15 protein-coding genes are annotated in these 18902 nt (G+C 50.5%); 6 read left to right on the forward strand and 9 right to left on the reverse strand.

Features of this window, described 5'->3' with window-relative positions; genetic code table 11:
* Nucleotides 1-79: 79 nt before the first annotated feature.
* From ACFQ1T_RS11085 to ACFQ1T_RS11120, 8 genes are all read right to left on the reverse strand, one after another.
* A complete protein-coding gene (locus tag ACFQ1T_RS11085; protein ID WP_379076575.1) occupies nucleotides 80-454 on the reverse strand; it encodes a nucleotide pyrophosphohydrolase in 375 nt (124 codons plus the stop codon).
* 34 nt (nucleotides 455-488) lie between these two features.
* The gene (locus tag ACFQ1T_RS11090) at nucleotides 489-2732 is read right to left on the reverse strand and encodes a putative bifunctional diguanylate cyclase/phosphodiesterase (protein WP_379076578.1); all 2244 of its coding nucleotides are present in this window, start codon (nucleotides 2730-2732) and stop codon (nucleotides 489-491) included.
* 290 nt (nucleotides 2733-3022) lie between these two features.
* A complete protein-coding gene (locus tag ACFQ1T_RS11095) occupies nucleotides 3023-4174 on the reverse strand; it encodes a THUMP domain-containing class I SAM-dependent RNA methyltransferase (RefSeq protein ID WP_379076581.1) in 1152 nt (383 codons plus the stop codon).
* Entirely contained in the window at nucleotides 4167-4958 is a 792-nt protein-coding gene (locus tag ACFQ1T_RS11100; protein WP_313988953.1) for a polyamine aminopropyltransferase, read from the reverse strand. The genes ACFQ1T_RS11095 and ACFQ1T_RS11100 overlap by 8 nt, the downstream gene beginning before the upstream one ends.
* The gene (locus tag ACFQ1T_RS11105; protein WP_379076585.1) at nucleotides 4951-6852 is read right to left on the reverse strand and encodes a ribonuclease catalytic domain-containing protein; all 1902 of its coding nucleotides are present in this window, start codon (nucleotides 6850-6852) and stop codon (nucleotides 4951-4953) included. Before ACFQ1T_RS11105 ends, ACFQ1T_RS11100 begins: the two co-directional genes overlap by 8 nt.
* 93 nt (nucleotides 6853-6945) lie before the next feature.
* Complete coding sequence (locus ACFQ1T_RS11110; RefSeq protein WP_379076588.1) at nucleotides 6946-9069, reverse strand: IPTL-CTERM sorting domain-containing protein; 2124 nt, start codon at nucleotides 9067-9069, stop codon at nucleotides 6946-6948.
* A gap of 140 nt (nucleotides 9070-9209) precedes the next feature.
* Nucleotides 9210-9770 (reverse strand): hypothetical protein, encoded by a 561-nt coding sequence (locus ACFQ1T_RS11115; protein ID WP_379076591.1) that lies wholly within the window; start codon nucleotides 9768-9770, stop codon nucleotides 9210-9212.
* Complete coding sequence (locus ACFQ1T_RS11120; RefSeq protein ID WP_379076594.1) at nucleotides 9755-10252, reverse strand: hypothetical protein; 498 nt, start codon at nucleotides 10250-10252, stop codon at nucleotides 9755-9757. The genes ACFQ1T_RS11115 and ACFQ1T_RS11120 overlap by 16 nt, the downstream gene beginning before the upstream one ends.
* Nucleotides 10253-10434: 182 nt before the next feature.
* Here ACFQ1T_RS11120 and ACFQ1T_RS11125 point away from each other — a divergent pair, with 182 nt between their 5' ends.
* The 3 genes from ACFQ1T_RS11125 to ACFQ1T_RS11135 all read left to right on the forward strand — a co-directional run bounded on the left by ACFQ1T_RS11125 (nucleotide 10435) and on the right by ACFQ1T_RS11135 (nucleotide 13043).
* Nucleotides 10435-12021, forward strand: a complete 1587-nt coding sequence (locus tag ACFQ1T_RS11125; RefSeq protein ID WP_379076597.1) for a protein adenylyltransferase SelO — start codon at nucleotides 10435-10437, stop codon at nucleotides 12019-12021.
* An 8-nt stretch (nucleotides 12022-12029) separates the two neighbouring features.
* Nucleotides 12030-12503 carry a Fur family transcriptional regulator gene (locus tag ACFQ1T_RS11130; RefSeq protein ID WP_379076600.1) on the forward strand — a complete coding sequence of 158 codons (474 nt, stop codon included), beginning with the start codon at nucleotides 12030-12032 and terminating at the stop codon, nucleotides 12501-12503.
* Between the two features lie 123 nt (nucleotides 12504-12626).
* Nucleotides 12627-13043: a thiol-disulfide oxidoreductase DCC family protein gene (locus tag ACFQ1T_RS11135; protein WP_379076603.1), complete on the forward strand. Its 417-nt coding sequence runs from the start codon at nucleotides 12627-12629 to the stop codon at nucleotides 13041-13043.
* A gap of 93 nt (nucleotides 13044-13136) precedes the next feature.
* On the opposite strand, the gene ACFQ1T_RS11140 is transcribed toward ACFQ1T_RS11135, so the two are convergent.
* On the reverse strand, nucleotides 13137-15461 hold the full coding sequence (locus ACFQ1T_RS11140; RefSeq protein WP_379076606.1) for a DUF1989 domain-containing protein: 2325 nt from the start codon (nucleotides 15459-15461) through the stop codon (nucleotides 13137-13139).
* Between the two features lie 332 nt (nucleotides 15462-15793).
* Here ACFQ1T_RS11140 and ACFQ1T_RS11145 point away from each other — a divergent pair, with 332 nt between their 5' ends.
* From ACFQ1T_RS11145 to ACFQ1T_RS11155, 3 genes are all read left to right on the forward strand, one after another.
* Nucleotides 15794-17260: an NAD(P)-binding domain-containing protein gene (locus ACFQ1T_RS11145; RefSeq protein ID WP_379076936.1), complete on the forward strand. Its 1467-nt coding sequence runs from the start codon at nucleotides 15794-15796 to the stop codon at nucleotides 17258-17260.
* An 85-nt stretch (nucleotides 17261-17345) separates the two neighbouring features.
* Complete coding sequence (locus tag ACFQ1T_RS11150; RefSeq protein WP_379076609.1) at nucleotides 17346-17951, forward strand: dimethylamine monooxygenase subunit DmmA family protein; 606 nt, start codon at nucleotides 17346-17348, stop codon at nucleotides 17949-17951.
* On the forward strand, nucleotides 17948-18901 hold the full coding sequence (locus ACFQ1T_RS11155) for a PDR/VanB family oxidoreductase (RefSeq protein WP_379076612.1): 954 nt from the start codon (nucleotides 17948-17950) through the stop codon (nucleotides 18899-18901). Before ACFQ1T_RS11150 ends, ACFQ1T_RS11155 begins: the two co-directional genes overlap by 4 nt.
* The last annotated feature ends 1 nt before the right edge of the window (nucleotide 18902 follow it).

Below are 18902 nucleotides of genomic sequence, written 5' to 3' on the forward strand. Positions count from 1 at the left end.
CGCATATAGTGGATATATAAGGAGACATTTTTTATACGCAACGCAGTATAGCGACGGAAATTGAGTTTAGAAAAGTGCCCTATTGATATTCTGTATATTTAGCATTACTCCCCTTGCATTTCTCAACCGGGTATTTTTGCGCATTCAACTCAATCTTGGCGTTGGTGGCCGCAATCAAGTCTATGTCACACACCTCGGCAATCCGCAGCAGGTAAACAAAGGTGTCGGCCAGCTCTTGCCCCACTTTTTCGCGCGTGGCGGCATCCAACTGGCGGCTGTCGCCCTCAGTCATCCATTGAAAATGCTCAACCACTTCTGCCGCCTCAACTATCATGGCCATGGCCAGATTTTTTGGGGAATGGAACTGCGCCCAGTCACGTGCCTGCACAAATGCATTAATGCGCTCACGCAATTTCAGTAAAGAGTCAGTCGTTTGGTGTTGGTGTTCAGTCATAAATAAACTAAATAAAACAATAAGATAGGAAGCTTTATTGCTGCGCAAGCAGCGCTGCAAATTCATCGGCAGGCAAGGGACGGCTAAATAGATAACCTTGCATCTCGTCACAGTCATGCGATTGCAGAAATTCGAGCTGTGCCTGGGTTTCTACCCCTTCTGCGATCACTGTTAATCCCAGACTTTGTGACATTTTGATAATCGCAGTGACAATTGCCGCATCGTTAGCATCCACTTGTATATCACGAATAAAGCTTTTATCGATTTTAATGGTATTTACCGGCAATAGCTTGAGATATGACAGACTGGAATATCCTGTCCCAAAATCATCTACTGATAACCGGACACCCATCTCTTTGAGCTTGTTCAAATCGTTAATCACGGTCACCTCAGTCTGAATCGCAACGCTTTCAGTCACCTCCAGTTCGAGATGATAGGGTTGCAGGCCTGTTTGTAATAACACTTTAGTCACTTCTTGTGTAAAGTGCGCATGGTGCAACTCAACCACCGAAACATTAATCGCGATGGGAATCTCGGGCAAACCGGAGTCTTGCCACTTTTTATTTTGCGTACACGCCTCGCGCAATACCCAATGACCAATGCCTCTGATCAAGCCAGAGTCTTCGGCAATCTTGATAAAACGATCTGGCATCATCATACCCCATTGCGGATGCACCCATCGGATCAGAGCCTCAGCGCCGATGATCTTGCCGGTTTTGATGCTGACTTTTGGCTGATAAAAAAGCATTAACTCATTGTTTGCTATTGCTTTTTGCAAACTGTTTTCCATCGTAAGCTGAGCCGCGACACGTGCACTCATTTCCTTGGTAAAAAACTGGTAATTATTTCTACCTGAATTTTTGGCATGATACATTGCCGCATCCGCATGTCGTGTCAGCACATCGACATTGTCGCCATCATCAGGATATACGGCAATCCCAATACTGGCCGTGATAAACAACTCGTGATTTGCGATGCTGATCGGGTCCTTGATGGAAAACAGTATTTTTTGTGCAATTTCGGCTGGGACGGCATCATCTGTTAACTCTGGCAACAACACTACAAACTCATCCCCGCCCTGGCGACTGAGCGTGTCAGAGGCACGAATGCACATTTGCAGCTTTTTGCTCAATACTTTGAGCAATTGATCGCCCACTTCATGGCCCAGGGTATCATTCACCCGCTTGAAATGATCTATGTCAAAAAACAGAATGGCCAGCTTGGAACCCCTTCTTTTCGCTGCACTGATCGCTTGCGTAATACGGTCTGTCAGTAACAGTCGATTCGGTAAGTCGGTCAGATAATCATGCTCGGCAAGGTAGGTCATTTTTTGTGCCATCTGACGTGCATCACTCACATCATGAAACACCAGCACGACCCCTAGAATGTTGCCATCCTGATCACGAATCGGCGCCGCAGAATCTTCAATCGCGTATTCAGCGCCAGATTTGGCGATCAGCAAGGTATGATTGGCCAGTCCGCAGACCTTGTTGTGCGCCAGCACCACATCCACTGGGTTAGCAGCCAGCTTGCGGGTGCTTTCATTCAAAATCCTGAACACCTCCAGAATCGGCCGCCCCATTGCCTCGGCTTTGCTCCAGCCTGTCATTTTTTCGGCCACTGGATTCAGATAAGTCACCTCGGACTGCATATTGGTGGTGATCACCGCATCGCCGATGGACTCCAGCGTGACAATTGCCAATTGTTTCTGGTTAAACAGCTCAAGTTCTGTGCGTTTTCTTTGTTCGATCTCCAGTCTTAAACTCGCATTGATATTGCTCAGATCTTCCGTACGCGCCTTGACCAGATGCTCAAGATTCAAATTCAATTTTGCCAAGGCCTGTTCTGCGAGCAATCGTTTCTGCACTTCGGACTCTAGCCTGGCAATGGTTGTTTTTAGCTGCTTGGTACTGGTAATCGTCAACGCAACTGGCATCAAGCGCCACAGCATCACTGCCGTGATCCCTGAAGCCACGGCTGTTAAGCATTTCATTGTGGCATCAAGCCAATAAGCTGGCTCCCAAATGGTTGCAATTGCAATCAAATGCGTTGTTCCACAGGCAAAGATAAACAGGGAAAACATGAAAAATACCCAGTTAAACTCCAAGTCAGCGCGTTTTTTAACCAGGTAAAGCAATGCCATCGGAATCGTATAGTAAGAAATCGCAATGACAGTGTCAGAAACAACATACATCCACAACAGGACAGGCGTCCATAAATAGCAATGGCCATGGGGCATGAAGTTATCAGGGACCAACAAACTCAACAAAGCATCCATAGCAGCCTCTTAGTTGATTCTTCATTGTTGAAATGTGACGACTTAAATCTGCTTAATCACGTTCAGCATAAGAAATGCTAACGATAATATTTGCCACTATAATTTATACTAAACAATAGAAATGCGGTTCAGATAAAACAATCATTAACATTTGATCCAAGCGTGCACTTTGAGACTGCAATGCAATCTGCCAGCACCTGTCGTCCTTCACAGACACTAGAGATTGCAGCGGATGAATACATGCGACCTAAATTGATGCATAAGGCATCGACGGATAAGAATACAACTGCCTATTTACGGTTACTTCCTGCCACCATCTTGATTTCAAACAACCGGCATTCCAATGGGCCGTTATACAGTGGTGTTTTCTTGCTGGGGCTCAGACGCATGAGCTTGGGCAGGCGCAAGTCGTTGGTCAGGAAATAGGTATTCCAGCCAGAGAACTTCTGTTTGAGCGCAGCGGCCATTTCGGGGTACAAGGCGGCCAAGGTCTCATCTTCACCAATACGCACGCCATAAGGCGGGTTGGCGACCAGAACACCGCTGTCAGCGGGCGGCACCACTTGCGTGAATTCCCAGTGTGTCAGTTGTACGGCGTCCAGCCAGCCGGCCATTTCCAGGTTCTGCTTGGTGACGCGTACGGCACGTAAATCCATATCCGAGCCGTAAATGCTCTGGAAACTGACCGGCTTGGCAGCTTTGGCTGCGGCATTGCGGATTTTACGGAAAGTATCAGATTCAAAGTTTTTGAGTTTTTCAAAGCCGAAATTGCGATTTAAACCAGGCGCAATATTGAGAGCTATCATCACCGCCTCGAGCAAAAAGGTGCCACTGCCACACATGGGATCCAGCAAGGCCTGGCCCGGCTGCCAGCCGGTGAGCTTGAGAATGCCCGCAGCCAGGTTTTCACGCAACGGCGCCTCTATGCTGTTTTTGCGGTTGCCGCGCTGGTACAGCGGGTTGCCGGAAGTATCGACATACAGTTGGTAGTTGTCGCTGGTCAGGTAGACGTGGACACGCACCGCGGGTTCGCGTGTATCAATGTTCGGGCGGCTGCCGACGGCCTGGCGGAATTTGTCGCAAATCGCGTCTTTGACGCGCAGGGTAATAAATTCCAGGCTTTTGAGCGGGCTGCGCACGGCCGTGACCTTGACCATCATGCTGTGTTTGACATCAAACCAGTTAGGCCAGTTAATTTTGAGCGCGCCCTGATAAATATCGTCCTCTTTCAGATACTGGCCCCGCCCCACTTGCATGAGAATGCGCGTGGCGACACGCGAATGCAGGTTGGCGTGATAGCACACCGACAACTCGCCGCTAAAACTGGCACCGCCATCGGTGGCTTTAATGTCGCGCGCCCCGCTCTGCTTGAGTTCGTCGACGAGAATGGCTTCCAGGCCACGTGGGCAGGTTGCGAAAAAATGATTCAGAAAATTAGCCACCGAGTTGAAACTCCTTGCCGTTATTGGGGTTTGCGCCTTGCAGGCGGTCTATGAGGTCGGGAAAGTTGATACGATGCGTCTGCATGGCGTCTTGCGAACGTTTGCGCAACGTCGCCAGATCCGGGATGGGCAGTTCGGCTTTAAAGCCGAACACGATGATGTTACCGGGCTTGCCGGTAGGCATCATGAGCACGCGCTGGTCAAACGTCTGCTCCATGCGCTGCATGTAGATATCAAACTTTTTGTCCGAGCCCCACAGGTTAATCGTAAACAAGCCATCCGGCGTCAGTGCATCGGCACAGTCGTCAAAAAAAGCCTGGGTGCAAAAGTCTGGCGGTAAGCCGTTGCTGCCAAAGGCATCCATCATCAGCCAGTCGACACTGCCAGGATGCTGCTGCAGATAGGCAATACCATCGCCTTCGATGATCTGTAATCGCGCATCGTCATCCGGCACAAAAAAATGGCTGCGGGCGACCTGGATCACTTGCGGATTGAGTTCCACCACCGTTTGCTTGATCTGCGGACAATATTTCCATACATACTTGGCAATCGACCCGCCGCCCAGCCCAACCAGCAACAGTTTGCGCGCATCCGGCTTGAACAACAAGCTGCTCAGGGCGCCCCAGGAATAGGCCAGGACCAGCGCAAACGGGTCTTTCACGCTCATACTGCTCTGTATGGTCGGCGAGCCCAAGTGCATGGAGCGCACGCCATCCATTTCGGTGACTTCCACCATTTCAAAGTCGGAGACTGCTTTGTGCACTTTACGGTTAAATTTAAACATTAGGCGCCTCCATGCTTGCTTCCACCGCAGCCTCGGCTTCAGTTGAGGGTTCTGTGGTCTCTTCGATCAGGTGCAGAAATTTACAGTCCAGCTCCATCAGTAAAGTATCGACTTTTTGTACCGCCAGCCGGACTTTGCTGCCGGGCTTGGTCGCTGGCAAACTGTGTACCTTGGTCATATAAGGCAAGTTTTGCAGGCGTACCAGATTCTCACGCCAGACCGTTGCGTCGATTTCCGTGATATTTTCCTGGATCAGGTACTGCAAGCACCAGTAGCGCTCCATCCGTGTCTGGAACTCGTTGTAGGCATTATAAGTTTGATCAAAATTGCGCATATGGCCGACAATTTCATCACTGTTGGCCGGGTAGACTGGCGGCGTCAGGGTCAACACGCTGATCAGTTGCCGCTGGTTGATCAAATCCACCGCGCGGCGCAACGGCGAGGTACACCAGGCATATTGCGCCACGCCCAGGCCCTGATGGCCTTCGGCTTTGGTGGTCATGTACACTTTGCCACCATTTTGTGCGCGATAAATACCGGGCACTTCGTTTTGCGCCAGTAACAGGCCCCATTGGCTATTGGCGGCAATCATGAGCTCGGCCACCAGTTTATCCATGGGAGAGCCGCGCTGGCGGTTGATAATGCTGACCTTACCCTCGCTCACATAAAAATTGTAATCCACCGGTTGTGGCCGGGTCGGGTCATATTTACCGCGCGCTTTTTCCAGGCTCTCGGCAAAGCGGAACAAAAACACCAACGGTTGCCATAGCGGATGGCCACTGTCCTCGGCCAGCGTCTGCTCGTTAAAATAAGGCTCCAGCGTGTCGTGGCGCAGGTTTTCGATGATGGTTACCTGCTCCAGGCGGCTTTGATGGCTAACAATGCTGAAATCAGGTGCCACTTCAAGATACAGGGACAAAGCCGGCTTTACTTGGCCGGCATCCAGGCTAAACGGACGGATGGCCGCTTCTGGCAACATGGTAATTTTATGCCCGGGCATGTATACCGTAGACAGCCGCTTCATGACCTCATTATCCAGCGACGCATGCGGCGACACACCCAAGGCTGGTGCAGCAATATGAATCCCGACCTGCGTGTTGCCATTAGGCAGCGCGGTCACCGATAAGGCATCGTCAATTTCGGTGGTGGTGCTGTCATCAATACTAAAGGCCTGCACCGCTGACAAAGGCAGTGCCTCGGGGAGATCAGCCAACGTAAAGGCCGGGAACTCCGTGCCATTGGCAAAATATTCGCGTAAAAACGCCCCCAGGTGATAATCATGAATCGAGGCAATGGCGCCACTGGCATGCAGCACTTGCACCGGCAGTTGCTTGAGTTCGCTGGCCGCCTGATCCAGCGCTTTCCACTCCAGGCTGTTTTTATCCGGCGCGTAGAGCAATTGGTCCAGTTTGCTTGCAAAGCCGTCTGGCAAACTGTGCACTTTGAGTTGTGCAACCATCTGTGCCAACAGTTCAGCTTGCTGGCGCTTTTTCTCCATCCCCGCCAATGCCGCTTTTAGCGTGTCCTCAGGCGCAGCCTTGTAGCGTCCTTTGCCTTTGCGGTAAAAATACATGGGCGCGCCATGCAATTTAATGGCAATGGCAGCAGCTTGCTGATGACTGGGTTTGCCGCCATAGTATTCCTCGGCCAGGCTTTCAAAACCAAACTCATCCTCGCCACAGCATTCCCATAAAAAATCGGTATCCAGGGTTTCGGCTTCGGCCTGGGCGGCCTCCAGAAAACCGGACAAACTCCCTTCGAACCGCATCAAGACATTGGCGGTTTTGATTTTGCTGCGCTTGCCCGAGCTCGCTTCGACCTGCATGCTGCTATCGGCCTCGGACATGATGGAGGCGACTTTAAAGCCGCCATCCTCTTCATAAAATACGTTCATTCAACTGATTCTTTAAAATACAGCCGTAATGATACCTTAGCGCGTTTGATTCAGCGTGCAAGAAATGCCGAGATGAAAAAAGAAAAGGGAGCGCTAAACTCTCTGGAGGTTTCTGCGGTTCAAAAAAATCAACATACAAGCCAGGAGAATGAGCCCCCACTCAGGCAGCGTCGGCACATCAGTCACTGTGGAGGCCTGAGTGGCTGCTAACGAAAATGTTGTCGAGTTATTGCCAGTGTCAGCATCCGCCAAGTCAGAATTCACAGAGATGACCAACGGTGGGACATCCTGCGTATTGGTCCACGACAGTTGTACATTAAAACTGCTTGAACTCCCGACATTCAACTGTGCAACGCGGCAAGTCAGTGTTCTACCCTGCAATTGGCATCGTTGGTCTGCACTGACCAGATCCGCCCCCGTTGGCAAACTCAGTTGTACGGCAACATTGGTGGCATTCGAGGGCCCGCCATTGGCAACAGTTAAGGTGTAAAGATAAGGCGTGGCCACCGCAAGTTGTTGGTTAGGGCCACTAAAAGTAACGGATAAATTGGCATTTGCCTGCGTGTTCAATTGCCATGACAGTTGATAACTACCGGCATCCGTTTGATTGGTGTTGAGGGCGATATGGTATTGGGTATTTGCGCTAGCTTGAAAATACAGGGGGGAATTCGCATTATCAATGCCTGCTTTAGGCGTTAATGCGCTGATTGCTGTCCCGGTATACACCGCAAGTCTGGGGTTCGCAACACTGCCATTGACGGTAAGCGTTACTTGGCCAGAAGCTGGTGCCGTCCACTGCAACCAGACCGTATTTTGCGCTGCCAGGTCGGCATGGGCTGGCTCGCTCACTTCTGCCGTCGCGAGCAGATTGGTGCCACTGACACTGCCAGAGTCGCCACTCATCAAGGCGGGATTAGAAAATGAATCATTTTGTGGACGGGCTGCAGCGCTTAAATCCAGCCTGGGTTTGACAAGACTGTTACGACTATCTGTGACAGGTTTGCCAAAACTGGTCAATCGCGCTTGAATTTGATCAGCTGTTTCATTAACAAACGCTGACCTTAATACGGCGACCGCCCCTGCCACATGCGGAGATGCTTGAGAAGTGCCTGCCATCGTGATCCCTGCTGCAGTGATTAAAGCACCCGGCGCCAGCAGGGTTAAATAATTGGCACTGTTTGAAAAACAAGTGACTTTATCCGCGGCCGAAGTCGTATCGGTACAGTTACTATAGGCCAAGCCTCCAACATTACTGTCGTACACCGCCCCGACTGAAATGGCCGCTGGCGCGCAAGCAGGTGTGCTGATGCCATCCAGATATCCATCATTGCCTGCGGCGACCACCACATTAATGCCGGCATCCTTTGCCCGTTGTATCGGGCTGGTAAAAGGATTGGACTGGCAGGGACTGGTATTTTTATCCGACGCCCCCAAGCTCATGTTAATGGCCACAATATTGTATGTGGATCGATTGGCAACCGCCCAGTTGATCGCACTTAAAATATCGCTTGTATAAGCGCCGCCACTATTATTGAAGACATTGATTGCTGCAATTTTGGCCTCTGGCGCCACGCCCAATACCGTCGCCGCCACATTGCTACCATGATTTGGGCTGGCATTGGCTGTGCCAGAATTGACGATGGTGTTAGCCACCACCACGCGACACGTCGCCGAGGGCGTCGCCACAGCAGTACAAGGACCAAACGCCGATTTTGTAAAGTCGATGCCATCATCAATCACGACCACGGTGGCCCCTGCCCCTTTGTAATTAACCTGGCTGACCACAGGCTGATTGATCAAAGGCAAGCTCTGCGTGAGTACCTTGTGCATGATCCGGTCAACATACACGGCCTTGATGTTGCCATTGGCCATGAAGGTTTTGAGCGACCTGAGTGATTTAAAACGCTTTAAGCTCAGTGGCAAGTATGGATAGTCTTTGACTGCCTGGATGCCCTGCTGCAGCTCTAGCGTTTTCATTTGGCTTTTAAGCGAAGCATACGCCTTGCGCTTGATTGCCAACACATCGTCATTATCGGTCTTGAGCCGCTTATTCAAGCGGGTTGCGATCAGGCTTTTATTCACAGACGCATCATCATATTCAACAATTAAATCCTGTGTCTCGCCCTGATTAAAACGGGTCAGGATTTCTGGCTCAATGTCTGCTGCATGAGAAAAGGTAGAAAAAGTGATGAGGAAATACAGCAGTAAAAAAGGCATCTTGCGCTATCAATAATGAATTGTCAGTAGCTTACAGATGCTAATTTTTATTTATGAAGGCTTGATGAAGGCAGAACCATGCCCAGCATGGATGGGGGTAATGAGGGACCATGGCAAGTCCCCGCTGTACTCTCAAGCAGCTAAGCCAAAAAAATGGCCAAACAGCCTATCATCAATCCCAATATTAACCGGCCACCGTTTTCAAGTATCTGTTGCCAATCAGTCAAGATTGAAAAGTCTGCAATGCCATAGTGCGCATCAATCATTTGCCACAAGGCCGCCAGCAAAACGAATGGCACATCGATGCACCACACCAGCAGCGTACCTAACAGCCCGTAAGCAAGGGCCAACAGGCGTTTACGCATAAGGATCTCTGGCCAGGACAAGATCAGCGCGAGGCATACAGCCAGGCTTTGCCAAAGATGCACCAGCGTCGTACTGGCATGCGCAACGCCGGTGGGGTCCACTGCAATAAAATGTTTTCCCAACCAGAAAGACTTTGCCAATCTCACCTCAAAGTCGATGACTTGCGCATCGCCTACTGTCGTCACCTGGGCAGAGATCACCTCGAAATGACCATCAATCAAAGTCAATAGCCCCTTAAAAAGTGGTAAAAGTGCCTGGATACAGGGACTGAAAAATGCATTGAGCGCCAGCCCAATGCCCAAGACATAACAGAAAAACATTATTGCAAAGCGCATATGGACTCATCATCCGCCAGAGGTTGGGTAGAGGCGGCCAGCCACCATGCATAAAATATTCCGGTGGCGCCCAACATTAAAAAAGGCGCAAGAATACCGTGGGTAAAGGTAAAGTACTGGCGATCGTGCTGCAATACCTCAAACAACAGCAGCAACCGTAGTTGATTGATTAAAAATAAAAACAGTAACCCATATAAGGCACCCAGCAGCTTTTGCCGCAGGCTTAATGTTGAGCTTAACAGTGCAGCGATCAACATTAGCATCATGTCCACCCCATCACAGCCATTGGCAATATTCATGCTGGCATGTGCGCCTGTCAGCAGGCTGCCTGCCACCGTCACTTGTTCGTCCGCCAGCCAGCCTATCGTAAAAGCCAATGTCCGGGTAATGACCTTGTTGATCCACCATGCCCCTACGCCGGTATCGGCAACACTCAACCACATTTGCTGCATAACGATAAACAGACAAAAAAATATCAACACGCCTTTCAACTTTTTGACGTCTTGAAAACTTAAACCTTGCAGATGGTTCATAGGGGAAAACGACTTTCAAAAACAGTTTTGTGCGAACACTGCAAAGGCACGGGATTTGATGCGCCAGAGTTTAGCATGGATGAAAATGTTATGATTAAAGCACTATTGATGCACGGCATTGTCCATTTCATATGCGCCCTTTAACTTTTGATAACCGTTTTGTCCGAGAACTACCGGGCGACCCGATCCGCCATAACTACACCAGACAAGTCAGTGACTGCCTATGGTCTGCCGTACAACCCACCCCGGTCAAAGACCCGCAACTGATCGCCTATAGCGCAGAAGTGGCCGAGATGCTGGGACTCACAGCCACCGACATGCAAGACCGCGAACTGATACAAACGCTGGGCGGCAATGGCATGCTGGACGGAATGTTTACCTATGCCACCCGCTATGGCGGCCACCAGTTTGGGCACTGGGCGGGTCAGTTGGGCGATGGACGTGCCATTTTGCTGGGTGAGTTAGTGCATGGCGGCAAGCGTTTTGAATTGCAACTTAAAGGCGCAGGCGAGACCCCCTACTCGCGCTCGGCAGATGGCCGTGCCGTATTACGCTCCAGCTTGCGCGAATTTTTATGCTCGGAAGCCATGTACCATCTGGGCGTGCCGACCACGCGCGCCTTAAGCCTGGTCAAAACAGGTGACCAGGTGGTGCGTGACATGTTTTACGATGGGCATCCGCAGCTGGAACCTGGCGCCATTGTCTGCCGCGTGGCCCCTTCATTTACGCGCTTTGGGCATTTTGAGCTGCTGGCCAGCCGTGAAGAATTCGCGCTGTTAAAACGCCTGATTGGCTTTACCCTGGACAGGGACTTTGCCGACTGGTGGCCCTCAACCGGACTGACGCTGGATGTGAATGACCCAGCCCCAGAGCTGATTGAAGCCTGGTTTGAAGAAGTGTGTGCCCGAACGGCAGTCATGATCGCGCACTGGATGCGTGTGGGCTTTGTGCATGGCGTGATGAATACCGACAATATGTCTATCCTCGGCCTGACCATAGACTATGGCCCTTATGGCTGGATAGATAATTTTGACCCTGGCTGGACACCCAACACCACCGACGCACAAGGGCGCCGTTATTGCTTTGGCCGCCAACCCGATATTGCCCGCTGGAACCTGGAACGGCTGGCAGAAGCCTTGGGTACGCTGTTACCATCCACACAAGGCCTGGCGGACGGAATCGCCACCTATGACCAAACTTACTTCCGCGCCCTCACCAGCAGCCTCGCTGACAAGTTTGGGTTTGAGCGCTGGCAAGAGGGGGATGGCGAGCTCATCAACCAGATTTTTGAGTTCATGACCCGTGCCGAAATTGACCAGACACTGTTTTTCACCCAGCTTGCGCAAATTGACCTGCAACAGCCGCAAGTGAGCACACTGCAAAACGCTTTTTATACGCAAAAAGGCTGGCAGGATTTTAACCAGGATATCCAGACCTGGCTCATGACTTATTGTCAACGCCTGACGCAATCCCAGCAATCGTTAGCGCAACGCCAGCACCGCATGGCTACCGCCAATCCGGTCTATGTGCTGCGCAATTACCTGGCGCAAGAAGCCATTGATTTGGCCACAGCAGGCGACAATAGCCGCTTGCTGGAATTACTGGAAGTATTACGCCACCCATATACCCTACAGCCTGGCAAAGAAAAGTTTGCGGAAAAGCGCCCCGACTGGGCAAGACAAAAGGCGGGTTGCTCCATGCTGTCGTGTAGTTCATAATTTTAGCCATGGTTACCGCTGAACAATTGATGATAGAAGCTGGGTTACGCCCTACACAAGCACGAACGGCCGTGCTCACGACGCTGATCAACTCGCATACCGCCTTGAGTCAGCCTGAAATCCTCAACGCCTTGCAAGGCGTCAAAGAAATCGACCGGGTCACGGTGTATCGCGTCCTCGACTGGTTGCAGGAAAACGCCCTCATCCACAAAATATCCACCGAAGACCGCGCCTGGAAATACCAGCTAAACAGCCCAAAACGCAGCTTTAAAACTCCCAGCAGCCTGCCGCCGGGCATGCTTAACAACCACGGCCACGCCCACCTGCTCTGCCAGTCCTGCGGCACCGTGTTATGCATACACGAACTCGCTGCGCATATCCCACAGGCAATATTCGATACCTATCAGGTATCAACGATTGAGATTAGCTTGAAGGGATTGTGTCCGGATTGCCAGAAAGCAGCTGCAGTCGCACACGCTTAACCTGCTGGTGTTGTAGGCGCAATGAGCACGCGAACTTGCGTGATTCTTGATGCTCATAAGTGTGTGGATTGAAGGTCTAAGAGCAGCGCTTTAATCTAGCAGAATCCCTTTGAGAACTTAATCATGCGCTCACAAATTACCTTTCCGCTGACCATTTATTACGATGCCTCCTGTCCTTTGTGCCGGATTGAAATGGAGACGCTGAAGCAAGCCGATGCTGCAAATCAGTTAATACTGGTCGATTGTTCGCAGACTGCAATGCAGTTACCCGACAGTTGCCCGGTCACGCGTGACGCCCTGATGAACAGGATTCATGCGCAAGATGCCATGGGACGCTGGATCAATGGTGTCGATGTGTTTGCCGCGGCATACAGCGTGACAGGCTTCACAAAGATAGGCAGATTCTGGTCTAGCCGGATACTGCGGCCCATCTTGAGCAGAGCCTATCCGTGGGTGGCCGACCACCGGCAGTGGCTCAGCAAAACGCCCCTACCGTGGTTGCTGCATAAGCTCATCTCAAAAAATGCCAAGCCACGCTAATTGGCTCATCACAATGCAGCGCGGATAAACGCTCCCAGCAACCCACAGGCATTAAGACCATGTACGACACAGGATCTATATATCTCGTCAGCCTCATGCGAGCAGTTTCTCGCGCTTAGGGTCATAAAAAGGCAATTTCACAACTTCTCCCGCCAAACGTTTCTGTTGCCCATCCAGCTTACCTATTTCCAGGCGCGTACCTATGCTGGAAAAATCGGGTGCCACGCGCACGATGGCAATCTGTTTTCCCATCAATGGCGAATAAGTGGCGCTGGTGACGATGCCAACCGGGAAACGGCCATGATACACATGATCGCCATGACTGGCTGGATCGCCCCCTTGCAGAATCATGCCAACTAGACGATGTCGGCTCTCTGGCGCTTGCCGCGACAAGGCTTCACGGCCGATAAAGTTTTCCTGTTTGCTATTTAAAGGCACACTGAAGCCAGTGCCTGCTTCAAATGGAGTGGTGCTGTGGTCAAACTCGTGCTCAGCCATACTCAAGCCGGCTTCAATGCGCAGGATGTCAAGCGCATTCAACCCCATAGGGGCAATCTGAAAGGGCTGACCCGCTTGCCACACAGCATCCCATACTGCTTCGCTGTCATCGGGGTGACACCAGACTTCATAGCCCAGTTCGCCAGTGTATCCGGTTCTGGAAACCATCACGGGCACGCCTGCAGCCCCTCCTAGCCGGCCAATCGCAAAGTGAAACCATTTGAGTTTTTCAACCGAGGGCTGACTATCCGGGGTCCAAATCAGCTTGCTTAACAACTCGCGGCTGTTCGGACCCTGCACAGCGAGATTGTCTAGCTGTGCGCTGGCGTTGCGGATGCTGACTTTAAAGCCTTTTTCTTGGGCTTTTTCCCTCATCCAGATACCGGTGTATTCCGCACCGCAGCACCAGCGAAAAGCCTGTTCCCCCATACGGAATATGGTGCCATCATCGATCATGCCGCCGGTTTCAAGACAAATCGCCGAGTGCGCAATTTCACCTATGGCCATGCGGCTGATGTTCTGCGTTAATACATACTGCAAAAAAGCCACCACATCAGGGCCGACGATTTCAAATTTGCGTATCACCGACAAATCTAGCAGTGCCACGCGCTCACGACAGGCGAGATATTCTGCATTCGTCCCCCAGCCATCGTATTCAGTGGCCACCCAATAGCCTGCATAGTCGATAAACTTTTTGGTCATTGCGGAAGTTCGGGGGTGAAAACCAGAAGATTTGGTCATGCGAGACAGCTCCTCAGAAGTGTTGCGATAGGCAATGGCGCGGGGAAAGTCTTGTGCAGCATCGTAAATACGCACATGAATATCGGTCGGATGCCAGCCATTGGCAGGGTCAATATCGTCAGGACAAGCAGAAGAGGCGCAGACAAGGTCTCGCTCAGCACGCATTAAAATATAATCTCCCGCCCGTGACCACGGTTCATCCATCAGCACGGCGCCCGAGGCGTCAATAAAGGTGTTAAAAAACAAATTAATCGCTGGCCAGCCAGCCCGTGGTGCAATGCCATAGTGAGCCAATCGTTGGTTAAAGTTGTCGGTGCAACTGGCATGGCCGAAATAGCCACTGTCCTCGTAATATTTGGGGGTACACGCCAGTAGAAAACTATCGTGCCGACCCACGGTATCCTGCACCACTTCTATCATCGGTTTCAGATCCGAACCAAGGTATCGTGAGTGCAATCCGGGTACAGGATTGCTCAAGCCCATCACCGTTCTGGTCGCTGTCGCATCCAGTCCCAACACGCTGCCTTGTGCCAACGCCTGTTTATCAAACGCAATAAAATCCGAGCATTGCTTGCCAGACACATCAATAATCTGAATCCATTCGCCTTTTTTGACTTCATAGGTCTGTGCCGTGGCGCGGTCAACCCTCAACTCGTGCTTGATTGGCGCCAATGGTGCTGGCAAGGGTGGTTCTGCCAGATTGGCGTAAGTCACGGTAATGTCCACTTCGGTGACTGGCGTGTGCGCTTCAACAGACATGTTTGGACCAGCCGCGACAATCATGACAGTCAAATCATTTGCCGCTGTGAATTTGGCATGCTCTGCACCTGACACTGTGATTGCTTGCTGCAAAGAAGACTCATCCAGCTGCCAAGTGTTTAATTGATTACGCAGCCTTTGGGAGGCCGCACCACGCTGCTGAAGTTGCTGTTGAATACCTACCGCGACGACTGGCGGACGCTTGTCGAGTAACGCAGGTGCCAATGTGCCATGTGCATCCAATACAATCAACTCGGTGCTTTGCGCTTGGTCTGGGCTTAGAATTTCAAGCCGGTCGCCTGCGCTTAGGGATAATTGAATGGCATGTTGTCCATCCAGACGGTACTTGCTAATAGGCTTGGTGAAGGAAGCGCCAAAATAATAGTCCTCCCCCCACTGCTGTTCTTTGATTGCTTGCATCGATTCACCATGTCTTACGAAGTGTCCAAGTTAAAAGCTTGCCTATCCTATGGATATCTATTAATAGGTTGATATTCACCAATAGGCCGTTATCCAATGCACTAATATTGACTTTGACGGCATGAGATTCAATTACCCTCATGGCGTACCTCTTTGGTATTAGGCTTCGCCCTCACTCAGCCATGTCAACAATACATAAGCGCAAGCGATTCCGGTGTATCAACAAGGCTTGGCCTATGCGCGGTCATCAAAACGCACTCAACACATCTCCAGCCACGGCCTCATCAACGGGATGACCTCAACCTCACTTACCCAATTTGGAGTACTTCTTGATGAGGATTTTTCATCTTGGTGAAGCAGGTTACTTTAGCGACATCGCGCTTCTAAACGCGGCGCAAACTAATCAATCAGATTTATGGAGAATCCTAATGTCAACGCGAATAGCCATACTCGGCGCGGGTCCAAGCGGCCTCGCACAGCTTAGAGCCTTTCAATCAGCCCAGGCAAAAGGCGCTCAAATTCCAGAAATTGTGTGCTTTGAAAAGCAAAGCGACTGGGGTGGGTTGTGGAATTACACCTGGCGTACAGGGACAGATGAACATGGCGAGCCTGTCCATGGCAGTATGTATCGTTATCTTTGGTCTAACGGTCCCAAAGAGTGTCTGGAATTTGCCGACTACACGTTTGAAGAACATTTTGGCAGGCCGATCGCCTCATACCCACCACGCGAAGTGTTGTTTGATTACATCAAAGGTCGCGTTGAGAAAGCAGGTGTGCGCGATTATATTCGCTTTAATACGGCTGTACGCAATGTCGTCTTTAGTGAGGCGACTCAGAAGTTCACCGTGACTGTGCAAGATCACACCACGGATACCATTTACGCAGAGGAATTTGATTACGTGGTCTGCGCAACAGGGCATTTCTCTACCCCAAAAATCCCGAGTTTTGAAGGCTTTGACAAGTTTGGCGGCCGCATCTTGCATGCCCATGATTTCCGGGATGCCCTGGAGTTTAAAGACAAAGATATTCTATTGGTCGGCAGCAGTTATTCCGCAGAAGATATAGGCTCACAATGTTACAAATATGGGGCACGCAGCATCATCAGCTGTTACCGCACCGCACCGATGAATTATAAATGGCCAAAAAACTGGGAAGAAAAACCCAATCTGGTCAGAGTCGATACGGATACTGCTTATTTTCTCGATGGCAGCTCGCGAAAAGTGGATGCGATTATTCTGTGCACCGGCTATTTGCACCACTTTCCATTCCTCGCAGATGATTTACGCCTCAAAACCAACAATCGACTATGGCCACTCAACCTGTATAAAGGCGTTGCATGGGAAGACAATCCAAAATTCTTCTATATCGGCATGCAGGATCAGTGGTACTCCTTCAATATGTTTGATGCGCAGGCTTGGTACGTGCGAGACATTATTTTGGGACGTATTGAATTACCGGCAAAAGAAGAGATGAAAGCGCATAGCATGCTATGGCGTGAAAAAGAACTGGCGCTACAAACAGCGGAAGAAATGTACACCTACCAAGGCGACTATATTCAGGAGCTAATAGATGCCACCGACTATCCGTCATTTGATATTCCTGCGGTCAACAAGACCTTCCTGGAATGGAAGTATCATAAAAAGCAAAACATCATGACTTTCCGTGATCACTCTTATCGTTCCTTGATGACGGGCACCATGTCCCCACCCCATCACACACCTTGGTTGGAGGCGTTGGACGACTCCTTGGAGGCGTATCTCTCCGATAAAAGCGAATTGCCTGCGGTGAAAGAGGCTTAAATTAAACGATACGCTCTCTAAGGTGCTCACTTCATCCCGTGCAAAATGCACCCTTATTAAGCATATGATTTAACGGAAAAATACCATGGAACGCGGATATTGGATTCGAAGTAAGCCGGTCTACTCAACCTTGGTCTGGCAACAACAAGCAAACGCACATATTGTGCTGGTTGAAGGCAGTGCCGGGGGCCTGGCGGCAATGAAGTTATTCCAGCAAATGCATCCAGAGCACCCTACCAAAGTGCTCTATGCGAGAAACCCCGTGGTGCAACAGGATCTCAGCATCCCCTTAAGCAAAGTCGTGCCGGATGCGCTGTTGATGTTTGAAACGACAGATGAATCACTCGTTGCCTTTGAGGCCCATTTATCCACTGCATGCATGGGCTTACGCATCTACGTGGCAGGCTCAGAGCGCTTTATCTGGCAGGTGGCTCAAATGGCTGACAAATATGGCATTGATGACAGTGACATCATCAAAGAGCTCGTTGGCACCTTAGCTCGGCCTATCTATTGTGTTCATTGCAAGACTATCTCTTATGAAGCGCATACCAATATCAAAAAATGTGATGGCTGCGGCAAACAATTGTTTGTCAGAGACCACTTTTCTAGACGCCTTGGTGCTTATATGGGGCTGATGGTGGACGCTGAAGACCCAGGGCAGATTCCAAGCATTGAGGAGATTTACCCTTGAGTACATTTAAAGTTGTTGTTTCAAATATTCAGCAAATCACTCCGCTGATTAAGCAGTTCTCCTTTATCAGGGAGGATGGCGCAAGTTTGCCTCCATTTTCAGGGGGGAGTCATGTGGTGGTTGCGATGAACATCAATGGTCGACTCCATCGCAACCCTTACTCACTGATGGGCTCTCCGCAGGCGCCTGATACTTATCACATTGCCGTGCGTCTACAAGAACACTCACGCGGTGGCTCGGCTTACCTCCATCATGAGGTCAAGGTTGGCTCTCAATTAGAAATCACGTATCCAAACAACTTATTCGCGTTGGATAAAAGAGCGCGTAAACATCTACTCGTCGCTGGTGGCATTGGCATCACCCCATTCATGTCGCAGATTGAAGATTTAATCAGGACCAAAGCCAATTACGAATTGCATTACGCCTATCGCTCTCAGGATCACGCGGCATTCACCTCTGCCCTGAAAGAAAAATGCGATGAAAGAGTCCATGTTTATGTCGAAAGTGAGAGGCAAACCATTGATCTAAAATCGCTATTAAGCAAACAACCCCTGGGCACCCACGTCTATGTTTGTGGGCCGAATGCGATGGTGGTGGCTCTAATTGAAACTGCCCGATCACTGGGTTGGCCAGAAAATCATATCCATAGCGAACAGTTTTTAGCGCCCCCTTCGGGTGAACCATTCAAAGTGAAATTGGCAAAATCTAACATTGAAGTTCATGTACCCGCAGAAATGAGCATGTTGGAAGCCATTGAAGCGGCTGGGGTGGATGCACCCTACTCTTGCCGTGGCGGTGCATGTGGCCGCTGTGAGCTGGAAGTCATCCGAACTGATGGCGTGCTGGTGCATCAAGATCACTATTTATCAGAAGCAGACAAGGCGGCTGGCAAAAAGATTATGCCTTGCGTCTCGCGAGCAAAATGCCACTCCTTAGAAATCAATCTTTAAC

It is taken from the genome of Methylophilus glucosoxydans, assembly GCF_042676145.1.
GTDB classification, from domain to species: domain Bacteria; phylum Pseudomonadota; class Gammaproteobacteria; order Burkholderiales; family Methylophilaceae; genus Methylophilus; species Methylophilus glucosoxydans.

Coding starts and splice junctions, on each gene's coding strand:
- ACFQ1T_RS11085 (WP_379076575.1), bottom strand. CDS start 454: ATGACTGAACACCAACACCAAACGACTGACTCTTTACTGAAATTGCGT.
- ACFQ1T_RS11135 (WP_379076603.1), top strand. CDS start 12,627: ATGCGCTCACAAATTACCTTTCCGCTGACCATTTATTACGATGCCTCC.
- ACFQ1T_RS11090 (WP_379076578.1), bottom strand. CDS start 2,732: ATGGATGCTTTGTTGAGTTTGTTGGTCCCTGATAACTTCATGCCCCAT.
- ACFQ1T_RS11150 (WP_379076609.1), top strand. CDS start 17,346: ATGGAACGCGGATATTGGATTCGAAGTAAGCCGGTCTACTCAACCTTG.
- ACFQ1T_RS11110 (WP_379076588.1), bottom strand. CDS start 9,069: ATGCCTTTTTTACTGCTGTATTTCCTCATCACTTTTTCTACCTTTTCT.
- ACFQ1T_RS11105 (WP_379076585.1), bottom strand. CDS start 6,852: ATGAACGTATTTTATGAAGAGGATGGCGGCTTTAAAGTCGCCTCCATC.
- ACFQ1T_RS11140 (WP_379076606.1), bottom strand. CDS start 15,461: ATGCAAGCAATCAAAGAACAGCAGTGGGGGGAGGACTATTATTTTGGC.
- ACFQ1T_RS11125 (WP_379076597.1), top strand. CDS start 10,435: ATGCGCCCTTTAACTTTTGATAACCGTTTTGTCCGAGAACTACCGGGC.
- ACFQ1T_RS11130 (WP_379076600.1), top strand. CDS start 12,030: ATGGTTACCGCTGAACAATTGATGATAGAAGCTGGGTTACGCCCTACA.
- ACFQ1T_RS11145 (WP_379076936.1), top strand. CDS start 15,794: ATGAGGATTTTTCATCTTGGTGAAGCAGGTTACTTTAGCGACATCGCG.
- ACFQ1T_RS11115 (WP_379076591.1), bottom strand. CDS start 9,770: ATGCGCTTTGCAATAATGTTTTTCTGTTATGTCTTGGGCATTGGGCTG.
- ACFQ1T_RS11100 (WP_313988953.1), bottom strand. CDS start 4,958: ATGTTTAAATTTAACCGTAAAGTGCACAAAGCAGTCTCCGACTTTGAA.